Below are 19,973 nucleotides of genomic sequence, written 5' to 3' on the forward strand. Positions count from 1 at the left end.
ACATGCTCAGGCCTCCGTGGCGCCGTCAGCGAACTGCAAGCTGACGCCCAGCTCCTCGCTGTAACCCAAGGTCACGCGGTGGCTGGGCTGGCGGGCCGCCTGGCGTTGCAGCAACTGCTGGCTGAGCACCGGCAGGATCTGCTGGTTGAGCAGGCTGTCGATGCTGCGTGCGCCGGCGTCGGGCAGCAGGCAGGCGCTCACCAGGGCGTCACTGAGTGGCTCGTCGTAGTGGCATTCGAGGTCGTAGTGGCGTTGCAGGCGCTCGGCGACTTTGGCCAGCTTGAGGCCGACGATGCGCTTCAGCGCGCAGGCTGGCAGCGGGCGATAGATCAGGGTCTGGAAGCGTGCGAGCAAGGCCGGCTGGAAGTGCTCGCGCAGCAGCGGGTGCAGCCGTTCGTGCAGAAGACTGTCCGGCGCATCGGGTTGCTGCTGGAGACAGGCTTGCAGTTGATCGCTGCCCAGGTTCGAGGTCATGAGGATCACGGTGTTGCGAAAGTCGATTGCCCGCCCTTCGCCATCGCGCATGAAGCCACGATCGAAGACCTGGTAAAACAGGTTGAGGACGTCGCGATGGGCTTTCTCCACCTCGTCCAGCAGTACCACGCTGTAGGGGCGTTGGCGGACTGCCTCAGTGAGCACGCCACCCTGGCCATAGCCGACATAACCGGGCGGTGAGCCTTTGAGTTGGCTGACGGTGTGGGCTTCCTGGTATTCGCACAGGTTGAGGGTGATCAACGACTTTTCGCCGCCGAACAAACAGTCCGCCAGCGCCAGGGCGGTTTCGGTCTTGCCGACACCGCTGGTGCCCACCAGCAGGAATACCCCCAGGGGTGCTTTTTCTTCGGTCAGGCCGGTCCGCGCCGCTCGCAGACGCTGGGCCAGAGCACTCAACGCCGGCGTCTGGCCAACTACCCGCGCCGCCAGTTCCTGCTCCAGCGCCAGCAGGCTGGCCTGTTCATCCTTGAGCAGGCTACCCAGGGGCACTCCGGTCCAGTCGGCAATGACTTCAGCGACACTGCGCGCCGTGACGTCGAGGGACACCAGGGGCTGATTGCCCTGGGCGTCGCTCAGTTGCGCCTGCAAGCGGGTGCAAGTGTCCATGCACGCTGGCACGGCCTGGCGGGCGTCGAGCAGTTGCCGGGTCAGGTCCAGTTGCTGTTGATGGTGCTGCTGCAGTTGAGCCTGCTGGTGCTGCAGGTCGGCGTGTTGCGCGGCAATCGATGCCAGACGCTCACGGGCCTGGCAACCGCCCAGGTGCTGGTCGGCTTCAAGGGCCTCGCGCTCCAGGCCCAGCGCAACCTGGCGGGCACGCAGGCAGACCAGGGCTTGCGGCTCACAGTCCAGGCTCATGCGTACCCGGGCGCTGGCGGTATCGAGCAAGTCGACAGCCTTGTCCGGCAGTTGCCGACCGGTCAGGTAGCGCCGTGACAGGCTGACAGCGGCCTGGACCGCCGCGTCGTGGATGTGCACGCCGTGGTGGCTGGCATAACGCGCCTTGAGGCCTCGCAGCATGAGACTGGCGCTGGCATCGTCCGGTTCGTCGACCTTGACCTGCTGGAAACGTCGTTCAAGGGCGGCGTCGCGCTCGAAATACTGCTTGTATTCGCTCCAGGTGGTCGCTGCAATCGTGCGCAGCTCACCCCGGGCCAACGCGGGCTTGAGCAGGTTCGCCGCATCCGCCCCGCCGGCCTGGTTGCCGGCGCCGATCAAGGTATGGGCTTCGTCGATGAACAGCAGCACCGGGTTGGTCGACTGTTGCACCGCCTCGATGACGTTTTTCAGGCGTTGTTCGAACTCTCCCTTGACCCCGGCGCCAGCTTGCAACAGCCCCAGGTCGAGGGTGCGTACACTGACGGGCTTGAGGCTGTCGGGGACATTGCCCTGGGCAATACGCAACGCCAGGCCTTCGACCAGAGCGGTCTTGCCTACCCCAGGCTCGCCGACCAGCAATGGGTTGTTCTTGCGTCGGCGGCTGAGAATATCGATCACCTGGCGGATTTCGTCGTCGCGACCCAGCACCGGGTCGATCTGCCCGGCCCTGGCCTTGGCGGTGAGGTCCTGGGTAAATCGTTGGAGTACCGCCTGGCAGGCATCGTCCGCCGGCGGTGGGCACGGGTCAGGCAACAGGCTGTCGTCGCCCATCGCGCTTTGCTGTTGTGCCTGGGGACGTTCTTCGGAGTGTTGATCGAGCAGGACGGATAGCTGCTGCAACTGCGTTTGACCCAGGCTCAATAATGGCCATGCCGCATCACAGGCCAGCAGGCTTGGCGTCTGCAGCAAGGCACCGAGCAAGTGGGCAGAGCGCAGGCTGGTGCAATGGTCGTCCAGCGAGGCCAGCAGCCAGGCATCCCTGATCAGTTGCTGCAACCTGCCACACAGTTGAGGTTTGCCCTGCACGCTGCGCGGCAGACGGTCGAGGTGCTCGAGCAGGCCTCGCCACAGCGCATCCATGTCCCATTGGTAGCGACGCGCGATCAGGGTCAGGTCGCCCTCGCCCTGTTCCAAAAGCTTGAGCAGCCAGTGCTCGATGCTGATCTGCCCATGGGCTCGGCTTTGGCACAGCGAAGCGGCCGAGCTCAGCGCCTGGGCACAATAGGGATTGAGGCGGCGAAGCAAACGGGTGGCGTCAGGGGCCATGCAGGTACGTCCTTATACTGGATTCTGGGTGCGCGGACGGTTGCGTCAGCGCTAGGTGTGCCGCGCGATGTGATTGGCTGAGCATCCGCGCACGGACACTCAACCCAGCACACCGGAGCCAGCAGACCGGCGTCAGCCTGCTGGCGCTTTCAGGTCAAGCGCTCTCGCGCGTATTCCAGGCGTCCGAGTGGTTGAGGTTGCCGTCCTTGAAGGACCAGGTGATTTTTTCGTAGCGCAGTTCGACTTCCTCCAGGTGGTTGTGTTTTTCCTTGGTGGGGTCCTTGATGTCGTGCATTTTCGAGGCGACATTCACCACCTTGACCTGCTCCAGCAATGCGCTGTAGCTCTCCACTTCCTGACCTGCGGTGTTGATGCTGTACCACTTGAATTCAGCGCTCTGCAGGGTCTGGCCGGAAGTCACCGCCTTGAACAGATAAACGGTGGCCGCGTCGACTTCCTTGGTGAACGTAAACGGCGAGTGAATGCGCGTGCCAGTCAGCTTGCCGGTGTTGTTGTCGGTCGGAATCGACACGTTATGGTCCAGAGCGAGTACTTCGATGCTGCCCTCTCGCCCTTGCATGTCCACCGAACCTTTGATTGGGCCGCCGCCGTCATTGGTCAGCCACAGGTAAACGGGAATTGCCATGTGAAACTCCTTTCTCAGTACTCGATTGCCGCTGTCGCGGCAGGGGGTTGTCTGTCCGATCCGGCGGTGGGGAACACACAGGCCCCCGCTGCCGGGATCAGACGGATTTCGACGCGTCGATTGGCCGAGCGCCCGGCCTCGGTGGCATTGCTGGCGATCGGCTGGCTGGCGCCAAAGCCCTGGACTGCAAAGCAGCTGTCGGGGATGTCACCCATGCGCTGCATCCAGTCATGCACCGCCGCCGCGCGGGCGCGGGACAGTTTCAAGTTGTGCTCGGTGTTGCCGGTGGCGTCGGTGTGCCCGGCGATGACGATCAGCCAACCGGCCTGGGCCTGGATGCCGACCAGGGCGTTGATCAGCACTTTGGTCGAGTCCGGCTTGAGCCGCGCACTGCCGCTACTGAACAGTGACAGGCTGTCCAGGCGAACCGGGCGGCTCACGTGCGCCGGGGTCGAGGCCGCTGGCTGCCGGTGTCCGGCAATAGTCGCCAGCAATGGCGTGCGCAATCGTTCGCCGTGATACAGGCCGAGTCCCAGGGCCAGTGGTGCGCCACGGCGGTAGTAGTGATCCAGGCGCACTGCGGACTGGCGCAGGGTTGCCAGTGCGTCTTCGCGCTGGGTGAACGATGGATGCTCAGACCGCTCGCTGAAAGCAATGACGTGGTAGCGACGCAGATCATCGCTGACCTGCCGGGCCAACAAAATGTTCTGCCAGGCCGAGCTGGCGAGGGCCACGACAGCCGCTGCGACGAACAGCCAAAGTGCGATCAGCGGTGCGCCACGCAACGGCGAACGAGAGGGGCGGATTGGCACGACAGACAGCAACGGATCGGGAAAGATCAACGGCCTGTCCACCTGCCGTTGTGCCAAGGGGCTATCGAGCAGGGCCAGCTTGTCGCGCAGCCACTGCTGCCACAGGTTGCCCGACAGCGTGCCGGCCAGGGCCGGCACCAGGGTGACGGCGCAAGCCAGCGCGGGCTCGACGGTGGTATGTCCGTCCCGCTTGGCCAGGTGTGGCAGGACTGATTCGGCGAGCCAGGCCGCAGCACTGTTGAGTTGCACGCTGACCTGCAAACGTGCGGCCCGGGTGCCAGGATCAGCGACCTGGCGCTGCCAATCGGCGAGGCTGACACAGGCGGTGGATTCACGTACCCAAGGCTGGGCCTGCCCCGCCTCCCAACTGAACCATGGACCGGCACCGTGCGCACTCTGCAGGTAGCTCGCCAGCATCAGCGGCAAGCCGATCCCGCGTTTGCGCACTTGCGCCACCTGGTGGCAGAAGGCGCGCAGTTGTCCAGCCAGTGCGGCGCTGTCGGTATGCTCAGCGGGGTTGATGATCAACAGCACACTGAGTTGTTCGCCCCACTGCCCCCGTTCGGCGAGCAGCCCGGCGACCAGTGTTGGCAGTTGTTCAAGGCTCGGTACCCGTACGAAGCAGCCTTGCCCGGTAGTGCGCAGCGCGATCTGCGGCGTCGGGGGGAGCGCGAACAATTCGTTGGCGCTATCCCCCCAGACCAGCACCACGGGCAAGCGGTACCCGGGCGGTGGAAGGCAGGCGTTTTCGGCCAGCACCAAGCAACCACGCCGCAGGCGCGCCTCATGGCGGGCGCGCCGCCAGGCCCGGCCGACGAGCAACAGTACGGCCAAGACCATCATGACCCGCAGCCAGCCTGCGAGCGGGATAATCATCAGCAACCCAAGCCACAGCCCCCCGGCCCACAACCAAAGCCCTTGCGCCTGCCTGGACGTCATCGGTAACGCTTTCATGCCTGCCCCGGCACTAGCGTTGCGATGACATTGCCCAGCAGTTGGTCGAGCCCCCACCACACCAGCCCGAGCACCAGTGCCGCCATCAACAGATGGACCAGCGGCGAATGGTCCCGCCCCAGCCAGCCCAGGCGCCGACTCGCACGCCTTTGGCTGGGCAGGACGTGGTCGAGCTCAAAGGGCGCGACCCGGGCAGTCAGCATGGTCAGTAATTGTTCACGCTCAGGATCATCGTTGTCGGGGTAGCGCCCGCGAAAGCCGAGCATCAACACGCGCTGGAAGGTGGTCAGCACCAGCGGGTCCGGCGCAGGTTGGTGCAGCACTTCGCGCAGGTCGGTATAGAAAAACTCGCCGGCCTGATGCCGGTTGAAGAACTTCGCCTGCAGTGGCTCGCCGGCCCACCTCGCATGGGCATCGCCCTGGGCACAGCCGAGCATGGTTTCATCCAGCAAGGCGCACTGCGCGTGGCTGATCAGTTCGATGCTGCGTTCGCTGACGTGGGCTGCCTCGAGGTCCTGGCGAACCCGCTCTACCTGTTCAACGCAGCGCTGCCACAGCTGATCACTGTTCTGCGCCGATGCTCCCTGGCGCAGTTCGACAACCAGCAGATAGCTATCTTGCATCAGCCCATCGATATCCACCGCCAGGGCGCGGTGGTTGTGTGCAGCGCTCAGGCTCATGTGCGCAGTACCGCAAACAGTTCAAGACGGACGTCGGTCAGCGTGCTGGGCACGTAGAAAGCACAGACCCCTGCCGCGAGCATCGCCCTCCCCTTGGGGTGACTCAGGTCGAGGGCGAAGTACTGGTTTTCCAAGCGCAACGGGATGGCCGCCGGTACATGACTGAGGGGCTGCAACGGAACACCGTCCAGCGCGGCGTTGACCAGTTGCGAGACATCATCCGGGGTACCGACCTTGCACAGACGCGGGAACTGCTCCTGCACCTGCACCACCGGCAGGCGGCAGCGCACCGAGAGGTAGAAGTCCGCGCCACCCGGCTCACGCAAGCGTCCATCGTTGAGGCTGACCTGCCAGCGATTGGCCCCGGTCTCCTGCAGTTCCAGGGCAATGACACGCGACGGCAGGCTGGCTTCGAGCAAGGTTGAGATGGTGCTCATCAAGGGCGCGAATACACTCTCCAGCTGGGTGTGCCGATAGCTCGGAATCTGCTCGATATCGTGATCCAGGGAAAAGGTCAGCAGGCTGCCCGCCAACTTGACCAGGTCCTGATACACCTGCTCCGGATGACGCGCAGGGTGCGCCTGCAGATCGGCCAGGATCGGCTGGTAGGTGTTCAAGGCATTGAGTAGCCAGAACAACGACACATCGGCCACCGCGAAGTCAGCCATGCGCTGGTTACTTTCGCGGCGCATTCCCATCAGCCGTTGACGCTTGGCCGACAGCTGAGTCAGCAGGTTGTCCAGTTGCCCGAGCAAACCGGGATGCGCGGCAAAGCTGATCAGCGGCGGCACATACGCCGGATCGAGACTCCAGGTACCCAGGCCGTCGCGTATCAGGCGCGCGACCGCACAGGTCAGGTAGTCGCCGTTGTCATCGTTTTCCTGGCGCAAGCTCAGCGCATATTCCAGTACGCCGACCGATTGCACGTCATCGCCGAAGATATCCTGCACCTGGCGCCAATCCTGGCGATAACGCACCGGCCGGTCTGCCCTGTCACCCTCGAACAGGCAGTTGTTGCCATTGGCCTGTTCAAGCGGCAGCGCCAGGAGCAGCGTGACCTGCTGGCAGGTTTCAGGCAGCAGGCGAGCCAGTTCCAGGGCCGGAGGCAGACGATCTGCTTGCTGGCTATCGATCAGGGTGCCGTCAGGCATCCGCACGCACAACTGAGTCGCCTTGAGCAGGCCCAGCTTCAGGGCCTGCGCGTCGAAAGCCACGGCCTGCACGCCCCATGGATGGACCTGCGACAAATGGGCAATGGTCTCGTTGGTACGGGCTTCCCAGCGAGCCTGCTGCTGGAATTGCTGCGGGCACAATAGGGCTCCCGCATTCCACAGGGGGCGGTCGATATTCATCAAGATTTCCTACAAAGTGATCAGGCTTTCGCTTTCGGCATTTGCGAAACCAACGACAGGTTGACGTCCATGCCTTCCACCTGGAAATGCGGCACGGCGTACAGCTTGACGCGGAAGAACCCGGGGTTGTCCTCGATATCCTCGACGGTCACCTTGGCATCACGCAGGGGGTGCGAAGCCTGCAAGGCATCGCCAGGGTCGGTCATTTCAGTCACGAGCCCGCCTATCCACTTGTTCAATTCCAATTCCAGCAAGCGCCGGTCTTTGGTGGTGCCAATGTTCTCGCGCTGGATCAGCTTCAGATGATGAGCAATGCGCGACAGCAGGAAGATGTACGGCAAACGGGCATTGATCCGGCTGTTGGCGGTGGCATCGACGGTATCGTAGAGCGCTGGCTTCTGAGTCGAGTTGGCCGAGAAAAAGCAGGCGTAGTCGCGGTTCTTGTAGTACGACAGCGGAATGAAACCGAGGTTGGCGAACTCGAATTCACGGGTCTCGGGGATCATCACCTCCGATGGAATCTTCACCTGGTTACCTGTGCCCAGGTCGTACAGGTGAATCGGCAGCTCGCTGACCGCGCCCCCAGACTGTGGGCCACGAATCTGCACACACCAGCCATTGGTGATGAAGCTCTTGACCATGTTGGCGGCGAACGCAAACGCAGCGCTGGTCCAGAGGTATTTGTCGTGGTCCGGGCCCTTGACGCTCTCAACGTAGTTGAAGCTGCGCACCGGCACAGTGTCCGGGCCATATGGCAAGCGGCCAAGTACCCGTGGCATGGTCAACCCAATGTAACGGGCATCGTCGCTGTCACGGAAGGCTTTCCACTTGATGTATTCGGCACGGTCGAAGTAGTTGCCGATGTCTTTGATTGCAGCCACCTCCTCCATCGACTCCTTGCCGAAGAATGCTGGGCCCACGGCGCCAATGAACGGCATGTGCGCGGCGGCCGCGACCTTGGAGATGTTACGTAGAAGGGCAATGTCTTGCGGGCTGCGATCGAACTCGAAGTTGGAAATGGCCGCGGCGAACGGCTCGCCGCCCGGGGTGTCGTACTCCTGGGTGTAGGTCTGCACATAAAGGCCGCTTTGCGCGACTTCAGGGGCATCGTCGAAATCCTGTACCAGGTGCTCCTTACTGATATCCAGCAGCTCGATACGCACGTTCTGGCGGAAATCGGTCTGATCGACCAACGACTTCACTCCGCGCCAGGTTGACTCGACTCGCTGGAAGTCCGGGTGATGCATCACCGCATCCAGTTGTTGGCTGATCTGCGCATCCAGCGCGCCAATGTGCTCGTCGAGCAGGCTCTTGTCCAGGCGCTCGACCTTCTGTGCCGACTGCTCTAGCAGTTTGAGGAACACGCTGACGGCGGCGGTCACTCGCTCGTCGGCAGTGGCCTCGGCCAATGCCTCGCTGCTTTGAAAAGTTTCAATACCGCCCAACTCCGCAACTGGACTGAGGTTGATCTTGCTGAACAGGGCGCCATAGACGCCGCGACTTTCTTCGGTCAACACGTGTGCGTCGCGCGACTGCGCGTGGGGATGTTCTACAGGCATGGGATAAACTTCCTTTTAAAGAATCCGGGCGCAGTTAGCGATCTTCTTGCACAGCCAAGGCAGCCAGTTCATTGCGAAGCTCGTGACTTAACCCTTCATCCTTGAGTATGAGCTCGAGTTCGTAACGAAAAGTTGAGTTGTCCAGCAGATTGGACTTTAGGTCGCGCAGGAGATTGCGCATCGCAAGCAGTGCACGTAGTTGCGGTATTTGCCGCGCTACCTGTTCAGGTTCAAAATCCTTGAGGTTACGCAACTTCAACTCGATAGCTGTCTTCGAACCGTCTTGAGCCAAGGTGTTGGCCACTGTCATTTTCAGGTCAGGGGCGAACTCGGCGAGGACACTATCGAAGTTGTTGCGATCAACGTTTATCTTGGTTCTTTGCGACAGGGGCCGCAGCTCCTGGCCGTTGCTGTAGTCGCCCATGACCATCAGCTTGAGAGGCAACTCGACTTTTTTCTGTGCTCCGCCAGTGTGCAAGTCGAGCTTGATATTGATCCGCGCCTTGGGCACTTCGTTCTGAAAACTACTTGACGCCATACATCCTCCAGACAATAACGTGACAGCCGGTGGCATCTCGGCAACCGATCCACCGGCCTCGTTAGGTAAATCCCTTTTTTCCGGCAAAAAAAATAAACAAGATAAACACCTGCAAGTTGTAATGATGGATGACTTACAGAGGTGTTTCCAGCCCCAAATATAAGAAATGGAAATTTCGTACACATTTAAGGAAACACCCTACAACGCAAATTTTCCAGTTGTGAAATCAAGTACTGCTCAATAACAAAACAGCGAACTTTGTTACGCTGGAGGTTGCCCATAAACATTCTGTATCTGGATACGATCCAACTGCGTCGATTTATCAAACGCTTGATAACAGCCGCCTCGTGGTCTCCTGCATCAGCTCCAAGCCTTTATTTCTTATGGTTTTTTGCTGTTTTCCAGGATTTGCGCTCTACTTTGCTCGACAAAACCTGATCAGGCACTGTGGGGAGCTAAAGTTGAACAAGGTGGACCGCTACCTCAAGGCCGGCACCCGGGAGAACACCCGGCGCAGTTACCGTGCCGCGGTGGAGCACTTCGAAGTGACCTGGGGCGGGTTTCTGCCGGCGACGGGCGACAGCATCGTGCGCTACCTGGCCGACTACGCCGATCAACTGGCGATCAGCACCCTGAAGCAACGCCTGGCTGCCCTCGCCCAGTGGCACATCACCCAGGGGTTTCCCGACCCGACCAAGACACCGACGGTGCGCCAGATGATCAAGGGCATCCGCACCTTGCATCCGGCCCAGGAGAAGCAGGCGGCGCCGCTGTTGCTTCAGCACCTGGAACAGGCCATCGACTGGCTCGAACAGCAGGCAACGCTGGCCGCCCAGCAGCACGACTGGCCCACGGTACTGCGCTGTCGGCGGGATGCCGCGCTGGTGCTGATCGGATTCTGGCGCGGCTTTCGCGCAGATGAACTGTCCCGCCTGCGGGTAGAACACACCGAGATGCAGGCGGGTGTCGGGATCAGCTTCTACCTGCCCCACAGCAAGGGCGATCGCCAGCACCTGGGGACCCGCTTCCAGACCCCGGCCCTGAAAAAGCTCTGCCCGGTGCAGGCCTATGGCAATTGGATTACGGCCGCGGGTATTGCCTATGGGCCGGTGTTCCGGCGCCTGGATCGCTGGGGCAACCTGGCACCGGACGGTTTGCACGCCAACAGCCTGATCCCCTTGCTGCGGCGCCTGTTTCGCCGAGCCGGGGTGCCCGCCGAGCTGTACACCAGCCACTCCCTGCGCCGCGGCTTTGCCACCTGGGCGACCGCCAACGGCTGGGACATCAAGTCACTGATGAGCTATGTCGGCTGGAAAGACGTCAAGTCGGCGATGCGCTATGTCGACGCCTCTCACAGCTTTGGGGGCCTGGCGGAAAAACCGCTGGCGCCAGGCATCACCCCGCTCGCCCTCGAATGATCCATCGGCCCGCCCGGCCTGTCACTCACGACGCCTGGGACTGCCCCGCCAGCAAGACCTCGAAGAACGATGAAATCAGCCGGCTGGAGCGTCGCTCCGCCAGGCAATAGAGGTAGGTTTCGGTGTACAGCGGGTCGCCTTCCAGGCGGATCGCGCGGATCCGTGGGTCTGCGATGAATTCGGCTTCGGACACCGCGCCCAGGCCAATCCCGCGGACCACGGCTTCGCGCAGGGCTTCCCGGCTACCGATCTCCATGGCGATTCGCGGCACCACGCCCGCGGCCTGCAGGGCGGCGTCGAGGACCGCGCGGGTGGTGGAGCCGGGCTCGCGTTGCAGCAGCGCCTGGCCTTCCAGTTCTTCGAGGCGCACCGAGCCGCGCGCGGCCAGGGGATGGGCATGGTGGGCGAACAGGATGATCGCGTGGCGCGCGTAGTGCACGGCACACAGCGCCGGATCGTCGTGCCGACCGGCCAGCACCGCGATGTCCGTCACGTAGCGCTCGAGATCGGCCAGGACCTGCGCCGAGTTGCCGACCCGGATCGACACATCGATACGGGGGTGGCGCTGCAGATAGTGGTCGACCATCTCGATCACATGGAACGGCCCCACCGCCCCCAGCCGCAACTCCCCGCTGTCGAGCCGGCCGGAATCGCGCAGCAGGTTGTGCGCATCCAGGTCCAGCGCCGCCATCGCCTGGGCGATCGGCAGCAATTGCCGGCCGACATCGGACAACTCGATGCGCCGCCCACGGCGGTGAAACAGCTCCAGGTTGTACTGCCGCTCCATGGCTTGCACCTGGGTGGTCAGGGTCGGCTGGCTGAGGCCGAGCGCCCGTGCCCCGGCACTGAAACTGCCGTGGCGGGCCACCGCGAGGAAAGCCCGCATCTTTGCGCTGGACATCCATAGACTCCATCAATAGTTAACTGCCTGAACCCATATTGAATTGATCGAATGACTGTCACGTGACACTTCTAGCCTGAGGCAACTCCAACCCACTCCCTGGATTGCCATGAAACCTCTGCGCTCATTTCTGCGTGTCGCCAGCATCGCTCTTACCCTGACCGCCGCCGGCCTCGCCAGCGCCAAAGACCAACTGACCATTGGCCTGATTCCGTCCGAAGACTCCCAGGCGATGATCGAAGCCAGCAAACAGGTGCTCAGCACCCTGGAAAGCCGGTTGGGCATGCCGGTGGTGCCCTTCGTTGCGACCGACTACAACGGCATCATCGAAGCCCTGCGTGCCGGCAAGCTCGATGTGGCGTACCTGGGCCCGTTCTCCTACGTCCTCGCCACCTCGGTGGCCAATGTCGAAGCCTTCGCGGTCGCCGTCACCCGCAAAACCGGGCAAAGCGCCTACAAGAGCGTGATTGTCGCGCGCAAGGACAGCGGCATCCGCGAGCTGGCGGACCTCAAGGGCCGTACCTTCGCCTTTGTCGACCCCAGCTCGGCGTCCGGCCACCTGTTCCCCAAGGCGGGCCTTGAGCAGGCCGGGTTCGTGCCGGCGCAGCTGTTTTCCCGGGTGATCTTCTCCGGCTCCCACGACGCCAGCATCCTCGCCGTGGAGAACCGCAAAGTGGACGCCGCGGCGGTAGCCGACCGGATTTTTGCCAGCGCGGTGAGCAAGGGCCTGGTCAAGCAGGACGACTTCCAGGTGGTCTGGAGCTCGCGGCCGATTCCCGAGTCGCCGATGGTCTGGCGCAAGGACCTGGACCCGGCCCTGCAACAGAAAGTCGCCAGCGCCCTGGCCTCGATCAAGGATGTGCCGTGGGGTGACCAGGGTGTGCTCGACGGCTTCCAGCCCACCAGCGACGCGGCCTATGACGTGGTGCGCGACACTGCCAAGGTGCTCGATCTGGATTTGCGGAGCATGAAATGATCAGCATCCGCCAATTGACCAAGCACTACGGGTGCAACCCGGTGCTGCGCGGTATCGACCTGGACGTCGGCCAAGGCGAGTTCGTGGTGATCCTGGGGCAATCCGGCGCCGGCAAGTCGACCTTGCTGCGTTGCATCAACCGCCTGGTCCAGGCCGACTCCGGCACCCTGCAGGTGGCCGGCATCGATGCCCGCTCCTGCCGCGATCCGCGGACGCTGCGCCGCCAGGTCGCGATGATCTTCCAGCACCACAACGTGGTGCCGCGCCTGAGCGTGCTGAAGAATGTCCTGACCGGACGCCTGGGCGCCGTATCCACCTTCAGCTCAGTCCTGCAGCTTTTCCGCCAAGCCGATGTGACACTGGCCAGGCAATGCCTGCAACGGGTGGAGCTGGAGCACAAGGCCAACGAACGCACCGACGCCCTCTCCGGCGGGCAGATGCAACGGGTCGGCATTGCCCGCGCCCTGGCCCAGTGTCCCCAGGTGATCCTGGCGGACGAACCGGTGGCCAGCCTCGACCCCAAGACCGCTCGCCTGGTGTTGCAGTACCTGCGCGATGCATCGCGGGAACTGGGGATCACCGTGCTGTGCAACCTGCACCAGGTGGATTACGCCCGTGAGTTTGGCGACCGGATTGTCGGCCTGGCCCACGGTCGCCTGGTGTTCGACGGCCACCCGGCGAGCATGGGTGAGGCTGACCTGCAACGCATCTATCCCGGCCAGGACCCAGCGCCTGACGCCCAACCCGTGGCCAGCGCCCTGGCGCTGGTGCCGTGCAGCGAACCGAGGGCTTGAGCATGCAACCGAACAACTACCTGTGGACCGTGGACCGACCGCGCAGCGCGCGGAGCTGGCTGCTTAGCGCGGCGCTGGTCCTGACAGTCGTGCTGACCCTGCACTGGAGCGCCGAGGGCGCGCAGCTCAGCGTCGCGGAACTGGCCGGCGGCCTGCCGCAAATCGGCGACTTCCTCGCCCGCACTATGCCCCCGGACCTGAGCATCCTCCCGCGATTACTGGCCCCGGCCATCGAAACCCTGCAGATCGCCATCTGGGGCACCCTGCTTGGCGTGCTGCTGGCGATTCCGTTGTCGTTCCTGGCGGCGCGCAACCTCAGTCGCAACCGCCTGGTGTTCCACGCCACGCGGCAGTTTCTCAACGTCACTCGCAGTATCAACGAACTGATCCTGGCCTTGATCTTTGTCTCGGCGGTGGGTTTGGGCCCCTTTCCCGGCGTGCTGGCGTTGGCGCTGCATGGCATGGGCATGCTGGGCAAGTTCTTCGCCGAGAGCATCGAGGAAATCGACCAGGGCCCCATCGAGGCCTTGCAGGCCACCGGGGCAAGGCCGTTGCAGGTGATAGTGTTTGGTGTGCTGCCACAGGTCATCACGGCCTGGATTGCGGTGATCCTCTACCGCTTCGAGGTCAACCTGCGCTCGGCCACCGTGCTCGGCATGGTCGGCGCCGGCGGCCTGGGGTTCGAGTTGGTGAGCAGCCTCAAACTGTTCAAATACGAACAAACCGCCACCTGCATCATCGTCATTACCTTGATGGTGGTCATCGCCGACGCCGTGTCCGGCAGGCTGCGCAATGCGATCCAGCGCGGTTCCAGCCACTGAGCCACGGTACCTGCACCAACGGCTGCGGGCTGTTATCGGCCCCGCCGATTCAAACCTGCGATTTATCGATTTGAGCTGTTGGCGAGTGCCCCCGAGTATGGGGCCACTCTCGCCAACAACAATAAGGAACTCCCTGATGACCGCCCGATTCCACAACCCGGTTGACACTCGTTTCGGCTGGGGCAGCCTGCAACAGTTGGCCGCCATTACCCAACAGCACAAGGTCGCGTTGGTGACATTCCCCGAGGCGCGCGGGCTGGGCCTGGTGGCGCGCATCGAAGAACTGCTGGGCGAGCGCCTGGTGTACGTGATTGAAGACGTGCAGCCCAACCCCGACGTGGCACACCTGCGCGATACCTATGAACGCTTTTGGGCTGACGCCGACGACTGCAGCATGGTCATCGCCGTGGGCGGTGGCAGCGCCATCGACACCGCCAAGGCCCTGATCGTCGGCACCGAGTCGGGGCGCTTCGACGAATTGCTGGCCCTGTTGGCAACCGGCAAACCCTTTGTCCCGGCGCGCAGCAAACAGCTGATCGCCGCGCCGACCACCGCCGGCACCGGCAGCGAAGTCACCCCCTGGGCGACCATCTGGGACAGCGCCAGCCTGAAGAAGTACTCGTTGCACCTGGACTGCACCTGGCCCAAGGTGGCGATCATCGACCCGCAACTGATGTTGACGGTGCCGGCCAGCGTCACCGTCTCCACCGGCCTGGACGCCCTGTCCCACGCCCTGGAGTCGATCTGGAACGTCAACGCCAACCCGATCTCCGACACCTTCGCCATGGCCGCCATCGCGGACATCCTCGACTGCCTGCCACGGTTGCTGCGCGACTTGTCCAGCCAGGAATTGCGCACGCGCATGGCGCTGGCGGCGCTCAAGGCCGGTATGGCGTTCTCCAACACCAAGACCGCACTGGCCCACTCCATTTCCTATGAAATGACCCTGCGCCACGGCCTGCCCCATGGCATCGCCTGCTCCTTCACCCTGCCCCTGGTGCTGGGCCTGGCCTGGGGTCACGACCAGGAGCGCGACCAGACCCTGCAACGGATTTTCGGCAGCGACCTGGCCAAGGCCCAGGCCCAGTTGCGCGACCTGCTGCACAGCGTGGGCGTGAAGACCGAGTTTGCCGACTACGGCGTCACCGCCCAGGACGCCGAGGCCATCATCCAGTTCGCCCTGCAGGGCGCGCGCGGCAAGAACTTCATCGGTTGCCAGGCGGCCTAGATCCAGCGTTCACCCAACACGCACTGCCTGCGGCGCCACCGGCCGCGGCGATTTCCTGCGGCACCGGTAAATCGGTGTCACCCTCGGGCGATGGCTCGAGGGGCGAACAATAATAAGGAAAAGATCATGAATCGTGCCCAAACCCTGCCGGGTCTCGCTACCCACACGGCTTCGTTCCGCGTCGCCCAGTGGCGCATGTTGCTGGCGGCGATGTTCTGTTACCTGTTTTTCTACACCGGCCGGCAAACCTTCGGCTTTGCCATTCCCGGGATCCAGGCCGAGTTCGGCCTGAGCAAGGAAACCCTCGGTTGGGTGTCGGCCGCCATGCTCTGGGCCTACGCCATCGGCCAGGCCATCAACGGCAACCTCGCCGACAAGTTCGGTGGCCGGCGGATCATGACCCTGGGCGCCGTGTTGTCCTGCGGCGCCAACTGGGTGACCAGCTTCTCTGCCGGGTTTGCCAGCCTGATCCTGCCCTGGGGCATCAACGGCTACTTCCAGGCCTTGGGCTGGGCGCCCGGCAGCCGGCTGATCTCCAACTGGTGGAGCGCTGGCGAGCGCGGCAAGGTCTATGGCTTTTATGTGTTTGCTGCCGGGTGCGCCTCGGTGCTGTCCTACGTGACCTCAATCGTGGTGCTTGAGGTGCTGCAGCTGGAGTGGCGCTGGATCTTCCGCTTGCCGGTGTTGCTGATGCTGGCCGGCGGCATCCTGTTCTACTTGATTGCCCGTGAGCGCCCGCAGGACCTGGGCTTCGAGCCGCTGGCCGACACCGGTGTGGCCAATGCCGCGGACAAACAGCACGAGGTGGCGCAAGGCGAGGTCGAAACCTCCGCGCAACGCTACAAGGCAGTCCTGAAAAATGCCCGGCTGATCGTCGCCGCAGTGTCCCTGGGTTTCCAGAACGCCGCCCGCTACGGCCTGATCGTCTGGGTGCCGGTGCATTTTCTCGGCGCCGACTGGAAAAGCGGCGACAGCCTGGTGGATCCGAAATGGATCACCGTGGCCCTGCCGGTGGGCATGGCGATCGGCGCGCTGACCAATGGCTGGGTGTCGGACAAGCTGTTCGGCTCCAAACGTTACCTGGCGATCATGCTCTACATGTTCCTCGGCGCGGCGACCAGCCTGTGGATGTGGAGCCTGCCGCCCCACAGCATGATCGGCCTGGTGGCGCTGTTTCTCTGCGGATTTTTTGTCTATGGCCCGGCTTCCAGCTTCTGGGCCCTGTGCCCCGACCTGGTCGGCGCCAAACGGGCGGGCACGGCCACCGGGGTAATGAACTTCTCCTCCTATCTGTTCGCGGGCCTGGCGGAACCCTTGATCGGCAGTATGCTCGACAGTACCGGCAATACCTCGCTGATCTTCATCGTGGTGACCGCGGCCTGCCTGTGCAGTGCGCTGGTTGCGCTGTTCATCCGGCGTTGATGGCCCGGCACTCCGTTTCGACTCACAGGCAGGCGCATTCATGTACCAGTACCACAAGTGGCTCCGATCCTTTCACGCCGTGGCCAAGACCGGCAGCTTCACCCTGGCGGCCGACTACCTGTGTATCGGCCAGCCAACGGTCAGCGAGCAGGTCAACGCCCTGGAGAAGAAGTTCTCGGTGGAACTGTTCCACCGCCGTGGCCGCTTTATCGAAATGAGTGCGGCCGGACACCAGCTCTACGGGATCACCCAGGGCCTGTTCGGCCAGGAGGACGAAGCCGTGCAACTGCTGCACAGTTTCAAGCAACGCAAGACCGGCATGCTACGCCTGGGGGCGGTTTCACCGCCTATCGCGATGAACCTGACCTATGAACTGATGCAGCAGCATCCGGACATCGAGCTGGAAACCTCCTTCAGCCCGGAAAAGGAAACCCTGGCGCGGCTGTTCAATTTCGACATCGACGTGGCGATCCTTGCCCTGTCCGAATTCGACCAGCGTTTCGACACCCAGCTATACCGACGCTACCCGATCATCGCCGTGGTCCGTGACGACCATCCCTGGGCGCAGCAGGAACAGGTGCATGTCGAGCAGATCAGTGCCGAGAAATGGGTGCTTCGCGAGAAGAGCTCGCGGACCCGGCAACTGGTTGAGGAAAGCTGCAAGCGGCTGAACGTCGAACTCAACTGCGTGATGCAATTGAACAGTCGCGAAGCCATTGTCCACGCCATCGCCAAGGGCATCGGTATTGGTTTTGTCTCGGCTGTCGAGTACGCCCACACCCCGGGCACCACTCCCATCACGTTCGTCAATCACCCGTTCGCCATCGACTACCACCTGTGCTGTCTGGGCATCCGTCGCCACCGACCAATGATCGCGGAGCTGTTCGACTCAAGCCCGATACCGGCCACCTGATAACCCTGTCCCACCTTCACCCCTGCGCCCTGCTTCCTTGCACGAAGGACGGCCACCCCCTACCCACACACTGGAGATTTCCCATGCACTATCAACAACCGACCCACTTGCAAGCCGTGGTCCTGGACTGGGCCGGCACCGTCGTCGACTTCGGTTCCTTTGCCCCTACGCAGATTTTCGTCGAGGCCTTTGCCGAGTTCGGCGTTGCCGTGTCCCTGGAAGAGGCCCGCGGCCCGATGGGCATGGGCAAGTGGGACCACATCCGCACCCTGTGCAATCAACCGCAGATTGCCGAACGCTACCGTGCCGTGTTCGATCGCCTGCCGACCGATGCAGACGTCACCGCACTTTATGAGCGCTTCATGCCGCTGCAGATCGAGAAAATCGCCCTGCACTCGGCCCTGATCCCGGGCGCCCTGGAGGCCATCGCCGCACTCCGCGAGCAGGGCCTGAAAATCGGTTCCTGCTCCGGCTATCCGGCGGTGGTGATGGCCAAGGTGGTAGAACTGGCCCGAGCCAACGGCTACGTCGCCGACCATGTGGTGGCCACCGACGAAGTGCCCAACGGCCGTCCGTACCCGGCCCAGGCCCTGGCTAACGTGATCGCCCTGGGCGTCAGCGACGTCGCGGCGTGCGTCAAGGTCGACGACACCTGGCCGGGCATCCTCGAAGGCCGCAGCGCCGGCATGTGGACAGTCGCCCTGACCTGCTCCGGCAACGCCCTGGGCCTGACCTACGAACAGTTCCAGGCACTGAGCCCCGAGCAACTGGCCGATGCCCACGCCCGCATCAGCCAGACCTTCGAAGGCGCCCGCCCGCACTACCTGATCGACACCATTGCCGAGTTGCCGGCAGTAATCGAGCAGATCAACGCCCGCTTGGCGCGGGGCGAAACGCCACAAGGCGCCTGAGCCACGCGTGCACCTCAAGCGCGTTGAGTGCTTGAGGTGCATTGGACTTCATATACTGGGCAGCGCGACTGGTTGCACTGACATGCGTGGCATAACCCGGTATCTGTCCCGGCGCTCCAGCCTTGTCCCAGTGATGCACCAGGCTTCGACTGGAAATGCCGAGGGCTGTTTTCAGTTTGGAATGGTCGTCCATCAAGCTATTTAAACTTTATCAGCACGACTGCAATTCCCATCCAAGTGCAGGAAATGATCATTATCGTCAAATCGATAATCAGAAGACGTTTCAAGCGAGTAGGAAAGTTTTTAAGATCGATAGGGTCTAGTTCACCGATGCGAAGTGATGCCCATGGCCACACCACCATTCCGGCGATTTTTGATATCTCCAACAGGGACCAAATAAAACCTCGCTTTCCCAGGCTAGGTCCCCAGATATAGACATAACGACTGTTCTTCAAGGCCTCCTTAATGGCGTCCAATTGACGGTTGCTCAGGTATAGACTGAACGCAAGACCCGCAGCTGCAAGCAGGCTCCACCCACCAGTAACAATGATCGCAATCCAGGGAGACCACGTGTCGATACTGGTCATGGTTGTGTAACCTCGTAAATTTTCTCCCCCATGTATTCGCCAGCCTTACCACCGTACTCCGTACCCACCCATGCCCCCGTCCCCACTATGGCCGCGACACAGACAACGCCCCCGATACCTGTAGATACGCCAATTGCCACGCAAATCGGACTTGCGGCAGAGATGGCAATCCTCCCGCTCACGGCACCAGCAAAGGTGGACAAGCCAAACTTCCCTCCCTCCGTAAACCTCACCTTCTCGCAAGCCGCCCCCGAATCGCCAATACATACCTCCTGAATCGCCAACAACGAGGACACCCCGCCAATACCAATCCCGATGTAACCGCCCGACTGCATGTATTGCGCAGCACGACTCGTAGCGCTGACATGCGTGGCATACCCCGGTATCTGTCCCGGCGCGCCGGCCTTGTCCCAATGATGGACCAGGCTTCGACTGGAAATGCCGAGGGCCGTTTTCAACTTGGGGTGATAGCCCAGGGTGGTCTGGCCCCGCAGCCGCGTCGAGTTCAGCAGATGTGCGTCCAACTGGGTGATCAGGTGCCTGCGATCGGCGAAAAACTGCGGTGATTTGAGGTGACCATGCTGGCGATAGCTTTCCTGATGCAAGCGCTCCATGGCCTGGAGCGTGTCCCGCAGCCTGCCCAGGTGGTTTTCCATGACCAGGGCACTGATGCCGAGCCAGGTTGAGGTGTGACCGGTAAAACTGGCGATTTCAGCGCCGTGGCTAAGCAGAAAATCGGCCTCGTGCGGCGTCAGGGGATCAAGGGTTGCCTTGACCTGTTGAGCCGCCTGCATCAGTTGCGCTTCCTGGTAGGTACAGGAGGG

The 19,973-nt window shown here is 62.6% G+C and carries 17 protein-coding genes and 1 pseudogene; 8 read left to right on the forward strand and 10 right to left on the reverse strand.

What is annotated here, in order from left to right:
- Nucleotides 1-6: 6 nt before the first annotated feature.
- The 7 genes from tssH to tssB all read right to left on the reverse strand — a co-directional run bounded on the left by tssH (nucleotide 7) and on the right by tssB (nucleotide 9,178).
- Nucleotides 7-2,637 carry a type VI secretion system ATPase TssH gene (gene tssH, locus H7995_RS27020; RefSeq protein WP_185819219.1) on the reverse strand — a complete coding sequence of 877 codons (2,631 nt, stop codon included), beginning with the start codon at nucleotides 2,635-2,637 and terminating at the stop codon, nucleotides 7-9.
- A 154-nt stretch (nucleotides 2,638-2,791) separates the two neighbouring features.
- Nucleotides 2,792-3,283 (reverse strand): Hcp family type VI secretion system effector, encoded by a 492-nt coding sequence (locus H7995_RS27025; protein WP_166592951.1) that lies wholly within the window; start codon nucleotides 3,281-3,283, stop codon nucleotides 2,792-2,794.
- Between the two features lie 14 nt (nucleotides 3,284-3,297).
- A complete protein-coding gene (locus H7995_RS27030) occupies nucleotides 3,298-5,049 on the reverse strand; it encodes an OmpA family protein (protein WP_166592952.1) in 1,752 nt (583 codons plus the stop codon).
- Entirely contained in the window at nucleotides 5,046-5,729 is a 684-nt protein-coding gene (gene tssL, locus H7995_RS27035; RefSeq protein WP_166592953.1) for a type VI secretion system protein TssL, short form, read from the reverse strand. Before tssL ends, H7995_RS27030 begins: the two co-directional genes overlap by 4 nt.
- Entirely contained in the window at nucleotides 5,726-7,081 is a 1,356-nt protein-coding gene (tssK, locus tag H7995_RS27040; protein ID WP_166592954.1) for a type VI secretion system baseplate subunit TssK, read from the reverse strand. The genes tssL and tssK overlap by 4 nt, the downstream gene beginning before the upstream one ends.
- A gap of 20 nt (nucleotides 7,082-7,101) precedes the next feature.
- Nucleotides 7,102-8,640, reverse strand: coding sequence for a type VI secretion system contractile sheath large subunit (gene tssC / locus H7995_RS27045; protein ID WP_185819220.1), 1,539 nt, complete (start codon nucleotides 8,638-8,640; stop codon nucleotides 7,102-7,104).
- 34 nt (nucleotides 8,641-8,674) lie between these two features.
- Nucleotides 8,675-9,178, reverse strand: a complete 504-nt coding sequence (tssB, locus tag H7995_RS27050; protein WP_166592956.1) for a type VI secretion system contractile sheath small subunit — start codon at nucleotides 9,176-9,178, stop codon at nucleotides 8,675-8,677.
- A 470-nt stretch (nucleotides 9,179-9,648) separates the two neighbouring features.
- On the opposite strand from tssB, the gene H7995_RS27055 reads away from it, so the two are divergent.
- Nucleotides 9,649-10,596, forward strand: coding sequence for a site-specific integrase (locus H7995_RS27055; protein ID WP_265538306.1), 948 nt, complete (start codon nucleotides 9,649-9,651; stop codon nucleotides 10,594-10,596).
- A 25-nt stretch (nucleotides 10,597-10,621) separates the two neighbouring features.
- Here the strand turns inward: H7995_RS27055 and H7995_RS27060 are convergent, their stop codons facing one another.
- Nucleotides 10,622-11,497: a LysR substrate-binding domain-containing protein gene (locus H7995_RS27060; RefSeq protein ID WP_166592958.1), complete on the reverse strand. Its 876-nt coding sequence runs from the start codon at nucleotides 11,495-11,497 to the stop codon at nucleotides 10,622-10,624.
- A 109-nt stretch (nucleotides 11,498-11,606) separates the two neighbouring features.
- Between H7995_RS27060 and phnD the strand changes: the two genes are divergently transcribed.
- From phnD to phnX, 7 genes are all read left to right on the forward strand, one after another.
- The gene (phnD, locus tag H7995_RS27065; protein WP_166592959.1) at nucleotides 11,607-12,473 is read left to right on the forward strand and encodes a phosphonate ABC transporter substrate-binding protein; all 867 of its coding nucleotides are present in this window, start codon (nucleotides 11,607-11,609) and stop codon (nucleotides 12,471-12,473) included.
- On the forward strand, nucleotides 12,470-13,267 hold the full coding sequence (phnC, locus tag H7995_RS27070) for a phosphonate ABC transporter ATP-binding protein (RefSeq protein ID WP_185819221.1): 798 nt from the start codon (nucleotides 12,470-12,472) through the stop codon (nucleotides 13,265-13,267). Before phnD ends, phnC begins: the two co-directional genes overlap by 4 nt.
- 2 nt (nucleotides 13,268-13,269) lie before the next feature.
- Nucleotides 13,270-14,088 (forward strand): phosphonate ABC transporter, permease protein PhnE, encoded by an 819-nt coding sequence (gene phnE / locus H7995_RS27075; protein WP_185819222.1) that lies wholly within the window; start codon nucleotides 13,270-13,272, stop codon nucleotides 14,086-14,088.
- Nucleotides 14,089-14,224: 136 nt separating this feature from the next.
- On the forward strand, nucleotides 14,225-15,316 hold the full coding sequence (psrA, locus tag H7995_RS27080; protein ID WP_166592961.1) for an iron-containing alcohol dehydrogenase PsrA: 1,092 nt from the start codon (nucleotides 14,225-14,227) through the stop codon (nucleotides 15,314-15,316).
- Nucleotides 15,317-15,442: 126 nt separating this feature from the next.
- Entirely contained in the window at nucleotides 15,443-16,738 is a 1,296-nt protein-coding gene (locus tag H7995_RS27085; protein WP_166592962.1) for an MFS transporter, read from the forward strand.
- Between the two features lie 40 nt (nucleotides 16,739-16,778).
- Nucleotides 16,779-17,651: a LysR substrate-binding domain-containing protein gene (locus tag H7995_RS27090; RefSeq protein ID WP_166592963.1), complete on the forward strand. Its 873-nt coding sequence runs from the start codon at nucleotides 16,779-16,781 to the stop codon at nucleotides 17,649-17,651.
- 83 nt (nucleotides 17,652-17,734) lie between these two features.
- A complete protein-coding gene (gene phnX, locus H7995_RS27095; protein WP_166592964.1) occupies nucleotides 17,735-18,562 on the forward strand; it encodes a phosphonoacetaldehyde hydrolase in 828 nt (275 codons plus the stop codon).
- A 197-nt stretch (nucleotides 18,563-18,759) separates the two neighbouring features.
- Here phnX and H7995_RS27100 read toward each other — a convergent pair whose 3' ends face one another.
- Complete coding sequence (locus H7995_RS27100) at nucleotides 18,760-19,149, reverse strand: hypothetical protein (protein WP_166592966.1); 390 nt, start codon at nucleotides 19,147-19,149, stop codon at nucleotides 18,760-18,762.
- A pseudogene (locus tag H7995_RS27105) lies at nucleotides 19,146-19,973 on the reverse strand (PAAR domain-containing protein); the annotation flags it as partial. The pseudogene H7995_RS27105 and the gene H7995_RS27100, both read right to left, overlap by 4 nt.

Source organism: Pseudomonas kielensis (assembly GCF_014236655.1).
Taxonomy (GTDB): domain Bacteria; phylum Pseudomonadota; class Gammaproteobacteria; order Pseudomonadales; family Pseudomonadaceae; genus Aquipseudomonas; species Aquipseudomonas kielensis.